This window comes from Mycobacterium sp. UM_Kg1, from assembly GCF_000972925.1.
GTDB lineage: Bacteria > Actinomycetota > Actinomycetes > Mycobacteriales > Mycobacteriaceae > Mycobacterium > Mycobacterium hiberniae.
On record NZ_JRMK01000212.1, the window covers coordinates 1 to 4,933 of the forward strand.

The window sequence follows — 4,933 nt, forward strand, 5'->3', positions numbered from 1 at the left end:
CGTCGTAGCCGCCGGTGACCACCAGCTCCGCCTTGCCCAGCCGGATCTTGTCGACGCCCTCTTCGACCGAAACCGCCGCGGTGGCACAGGCGGCCACCGGGTGGATCATCGCGCCGTAGGAGCCGATGTAGCTCTGGACCACATGTGCCGCAACGACGTTGGGCAGGACTTCCTGCAGGATGTCGTTGGGCTTGGCGCGCCCGAGCAGGTTGCCGTGGTACATGGTCTGCATCGAGGTCATGCCGCCCATGCCGGTGCCCTGGGTGCTGGCCACCAGCGACGGGTGCACCCAGCGCATCAGCTCGGTCGGGGTGAAGCCCGCCGACAGGAACGCGTCCACGGTGGCGACGATGTTCCACAGCGCCACCCGGTCGATGGAGGTGGCCATGTCCTGGCTGATGCCCCACACCGTCGGGTCGAACCCGGTCGGGATCTGAGCGCCCACGGTGCGCGACAGCTTGCTCTTGCGCGGGACCCGGATCTCGGTGCCCGCCTTGCGGATCACCTGCCAGTCCGAGGAGTCCGGGACCGGGCGCACCACGGTGTGCTCGGGGTCGAACTCGACGAACGCGCGCGCGTCGGCCTCGCTGGAGACCACGAACGAGAAGTCCTTGTCCAGGAACACGCTGACCAGCAGCGGCGAGGCGTGGTCCGGGTCGATCGCTCCGTCGTCGACGAACTCGCGGATGCCCACGCGTTCCACCACGGTGTCGTGGTACCGCTCGACCAGCTCGGCCTCGTCGACCAGCTCGCCGGTGGCGGTGTCGTACCAACCGGGCGTCGGGTCGTCTTCCCAGCGGACCAGCCCGGTGGTCCAGGCCAGCTCCAGCACCCCGGCGGCCGACAGCTCGCCGGCGACTTCCATCTCGAAGCGGGTCCGCGAGGAGCCCAGCGGGCCGAGTTCGGCGCCGCCGACGATGACCACCATGTCAGCCAGGTCGACGTCGAGGTCGGCCCAGGCCGGCGCGGGTGCCGCGGTGTGCCCGCGCGGCGGGCTCGGCAGTGCCGCAATGGTGCCGGCGTCCGCGGAGTCGTCCTCGGCTGCGGCTTCGGCGGTCATCTCCTCGCGCGCCCGGGCGGCCAGCTCCGCCATGTCCAGGTCCGCCTCGGCCAGGCCACCGGTCAGGTCGGCCTCGATGGGCGCGTTGGCCGCGGCCACCTTGGACTCGACGCTGCACAGATCCAGCAGCATGGCGGCCATCTGCTCGGTCGAGTAGGTGGTGACGCCGGCTTCCTCGACCGCATCGACGATGACGTCGTTGTGGCCCATCAGCCCGGTGCCCCGGGTCCAGCCGATCAGGGCGTGCGCGAGACTGACCCGCGAGGCCCATGACGACTCGGCCTTCCACCGCGCGACCACGGCGTCCAGCGATGCCTTGGCCTCGCCGTAGGCGCCGTCTCCGCCGAACATGCCGCGGTTCGGCGAACCCGGCAGCACCACGTGCAGCCGCGCGGCGATGTCGCGTTCGGCACCGATCTTCGACAATCCGCCGATGAGCCGCTGCACGGCCCACAGCAGCACCTTCATCTCCATCTCGGCACGCGGCCCGGCCTCGGAGAGGTCGCCGGCGACCCGCGGTGCCGCGAACGGGAACAGCAACGTCGGGGTCTGCGCATCCTTAAGGTGAATCGACTGCGGCCCAAGGCTTTCGGTCTGCTCGGTACCGACCCACTCCACGAGTGCGTCGATATCGGCGTAGGAGGCCATGTTGGCGGGCACCACCCACAGCGCCGCACCGAACCGGGCGTGCTCGCGGTAGAGGCTGCGGTAGAAGCCCAGCCGCTCGTCATCGAGCCGGGAGGTGGTCGCGATCACGGTCGCACCGCCGTCGAGCAACTGCCCGACCACCGACGCCGCGATCGAGCCCTTGGAGGCCCCGGTCACCACTGCGATCTCGTCGCTGTAGCGGCCCTTGCCGGGGTTCTCCGCGCCGGCGGCGATCCGGGCGTAGAGCGAGGCGTGAATCTGCTTGCCCTGGGCCAACGCCCGCGCCTGCCACCAGGTTGCCTGGGTGGCCACGACATGGCCGGTGCCCTCGAAACGCTCGGCGAGTCGGGTCCAGTCGGCGTCGATCTCGCCTTCGTCGGTCAGCCACAGCTTGACCAGGTCCTCGCGGGCACTGGCCCAGCGGTCGTCGAGCAGCACCGCTTTGCGCCCGTCGAACGCCGGCGCCACCAGGCGCGGCCAGTCCGACCCCAGCTCGGCGGTCACCAGGTCGATCAGCTCACTGTCGGTGACACCCGTCGGCGCACTGACGGCGTCGTCGAATCCGAGCTGGCCCAGCACCAGTCGGGCAGCAGAGGCGAGCACCCCGTCGCGGCCGGTGATCTGGGCGGTGAACTCGCCCAGCGCGGCAGCGTCCACGGTCGCACCGCCGCCACCGCCGGCCGACGGCAGGCTCACGGCGACACCGCGCCGCGCGGCAACGGCCTGCACGGCCGCGTCGATCACCTTGTCGACCGCCGCACCGTCGGCGAGCGCACCCTCGTGCAGGCCGCCCAACGGTCCGCCGCGGACGCTGGAGCCTTCGCGGGTGCCCAACGCCACCTCGACGGTGACGTGCTTGGCCCAGCCGTCACCGAGCTCCCAGGTCTTCTTGACCCGCTCGGCGATGGCGCCGGGCCGCTTGCCCGAGGGCCCCAGAATGGTGCGGAGCTGGTCGTTGATCGCGTCGGTCAGCACCGGGCCGTAGGGCTTGTAGGTGCGCGCCAGCTTGGTCACCTGCGACTTCAGCCCGGCCAGGTCGGCCTCGGCGGCGCCGTCGATGGCGCCCAGGTTCAGCTCCGAGCCCAAATCCACCAGCAGCTGGTTGCGCCGCGAGGACGCCCCGTCGGTGATGGACTCGATGGAGTCCAGGGCCTCGATCTGGTCGATGCGCATCTTGGCGCTCAACGCGATCAGCGCGCAGGTGGCGTCGGCGGCGTCGAACGCGATGTCCTCGGGGCGCGGGCCCCCGGACGGCCCGGAAGGCACCGCCGGAGCGGCCGGTGCCGGGGCGGCGGCCTCGGCGGGGCCGGCTTCTGCCGACGCCTCGGCCGGCGCCTCCTCCTCGGGCTCCGGCTCGGGGTCGGTGTCGGTGGCGAACAGCACCGCGGCGTCCCGTTCGGCGTTCAGCACTTCCACGGTGCTGTGGGCGTACTCGGGCAGTTTGAGGGTGTTGGTGGCCAGTCCGGCCACCGTCGGTGCGGTCTTCACACCGATCTCGACGAACCGCTCCACGCCCAGTCCGCCGGCCGCCTGCTCGATGAACAGCAGGTCCTGCGTCTCGATCCAGCGCACCGGGCTGGCGAACTGCCAGGCCAGCAACTCGATGACGATCTTGCGGCACAGTTCGGCCGGCTTCTCGTTGCGCCAGGTGTCGTAGTCGGCGAGCACCTCGTCCAGCGGCTCGGCCGGCACCAGGTCGCGGATCTCCTGGATGAACTCCCGGTCCAGGGTGAACGGCTTGGGCACCAGGTTGGGGATGTAGCGGCCGATGATCAATGCCGGGTCGGCGTCGCGCGGCATCACCCGCTCCAGCGATCGCCGGAAGTCATCCACGCCGATGCGCAGCACGCTGGAGTGGAACGGCACGTCGATGCCGGGCACCAGGATGAATGAGCGCTTGCCGCCGCTGATCTCGCGGCGGCGCTCGACCTCGGCCTCGAGTGCTTCCAGACCGGCCACCGTCCCGGCGATCGCGTACTGCGAGCCGCGCAGGTTGAAGTTCACGATCTGCAGGAATTCCCCGGTGCGCTCGGCGATCTCGGCGACGAACGCGGTGACGTCGGCGTCGTCGAGGTCGATCTGCGACGGCCGGATGGCGGCCAGGCGGTAGTTGGAGCGTCCCATCGCGTCACGCGGCACGATGTCATGCATCTTCGATCCGCGGTGGAACACCACCTCCAGCAGCGCTTCGAGTTCATAGATACCGCTGACACATGCCAGGGCGGTGTACTCACCGACGGAGTGACCGCAGGCGATCGCGCCTTCGACGAAGGCGCCCTGCTCGCGCATCTCGGCGACCTGCGCGGCGGCCACGGTGGCCATCGCCACCTGGGTGAACTGCGTCAGGTACAGCACGCCTTCGGGGTGCTGGTAGTGCACGCCGGAGGCGATCAGCGACGTCGGGTTGTCGCGCACCACGTGCAGCACCGAGAAGCCCAGGGTGTCGCGGGTGAACTTGTCCGCCGAATCCCACACCTTGCGGGCGGCCTTGGACCGTGCCCGCACCTCCATGCCCATGCCCTTGTGCTGGATGCCCTGGCCCGGGAACGCGTAGACGGTCTTGGGGGCGGTCAGCCGGGCGGTCGCCGCCATCACCAGATCCGAGCCGATCCGTGCGCTGATCTCCAAAACCTCTGCGCCCAGGTCGATTCCGACCCGGTCCACTCGGAAGTCGACCTCGTCGCCGGGCTTGACCATGCCCAGGAAACGCGCCGTCCAGCCGACCAGCCGCGCCGGCGGGCGGGCCTGGCCGTCGGTGGCGGTCACCACGTGCTGAGCTGCGGCCGAGAGCCACATGCCGTGCACGATGGGCGATTCCAGGCCGGCCAGCAGTGCTGCGGCCCGATCGGTGTGGATCGGGTTGTAGTCGCCGGAGACCGCCGCGAACGGCCGCATGTCCACCGGTGCGGTGACGGTGACGTCGCGCCGGCGGCGGCGCGGGGTGTCGGTGGCGTTGTCAGAGACCGCGCCACCGGCCCGGACCGGGTCGGTCAGTTCCGCGGCGCCGGTGCGCCCGCGGATGGCGAACCGCTCTTCCAGGGTGGCCAATTCGGTTCCGTCGGCCGCGCAGACCGTGACCGACACCGGGACGACCCGGCCGACCTCGGTGTCGGTGGCCGCCGACGCGGTTGCGGTGACGGTCAGTTCGGCCGGCTCGGCCGGCAGCGCGGCGAGCAGCTGCGCCGCGTGATCCAGGTGCACCAGTGACACTGTCTCTTATACACA

General features: G+C 70.7%; 1 pseudogene. It reads right to left on the reverse strand.

Annotated features, from left to right (window positions below):
- Window positions 1-4,918: pseudogene (locus LI92_RS19825) on the reverse strand (acyltransferase domain-containing protein); the annotation flags it as partial.
- Between the last annotated feature and the right edge of the window lie 15 nt (window positions 4,919-4,933).